The 795-nt window shown below is 45.0% G+C and carries 1 protein-coding gene; it reads left to right on the forward strand.

The genetic code is table 11. The features are described from left to right. Positions 1-611: helix-turn-helix domain-containing protein (locus AXE65_RS04525; RefSeq protein ID WP_068388710.1), on the forward strand; the 611-nt coding region annotated here is incomplete at its 5' end. Between the last annotated feature and the right edge of the window lie 184 nt (positions 612-795).

A 795-nucleotide genomic window follows, 5' to 3' on the forward strand; every position in this document is an offset into this window, starting at 1 on the left:
GAGCCCTGAACCTGCAATTTGCGTTCACTTCTCCACTCAATCGTTTTGTCTGGATTGAGCGCGATGACCTCACCCGAGTAAAGGCGGGGGTGGGCTATCGGCAGAAAACAGGAGACCCAATCAATCACAGCAAAAACCTGTCAAGCCCTGAATATGGGCTAAACGTACAGGATTCAAGTTTTTCTTGTCAACAGAATTTGGGACAAAAAGACCTAATTAAGGCCTTTGAAGATAACGACCATTACTATGAGCACAACGAAACGCAGCGAATTGGTGACATCATGAATATCGCCGAAAACCTGAAAAAGGCCAGAAAAAACAAGGGTCTATCGCAGTTGGATGTAGCCGAAAAAATCAGAGCCGGAAAAACGACATATTCAGCATGGGAGAATGGAACGAACCCGCCACCAGCGGACAAGTTAGCTTTACTGGCTCAAGTGCTGGATGTGTCTGTGCATGACTTGGTATTTGGTGAAAAAGAAGAATTAGACGGCTCGCTAAGAGACCTTTTTAGGCGTTTTGCTGAATTACCTGAAGAAATCAAACCACAGGCAACCATGATGCTTCGTTCTTTGCTTTTCAGCTTTGAAAATGTAGCCGCAGCAGCTTAAACCAAGGCAGCGGAGACGAGCAGTAAGCGGGTAGAAATCGAGTAGCAGGAGAAGAGCAAAAAGCGGTGCAGTTTGAAAGTGGGAGTCTCATAGATGAGAGTAAAGTAGGGTATCACTAGTACCCTACTTTCAATTTGGCTTCTGAAAGTCCGTTTCTTATTCCATTAGGGAATAAGAAAAAGCG

The sequence above is a fragment of the Ventosimonas gracilis genome (assembly GCF_001580025.1).
In the GTDB taxonomy this organism is placed as follows: Bacteria; Pseudomonadota; Gammaproteobacteria; order Pseudomonadales; family Pseudomonadaceae; genus Ventosimonas; species Ventosimonas gracilis.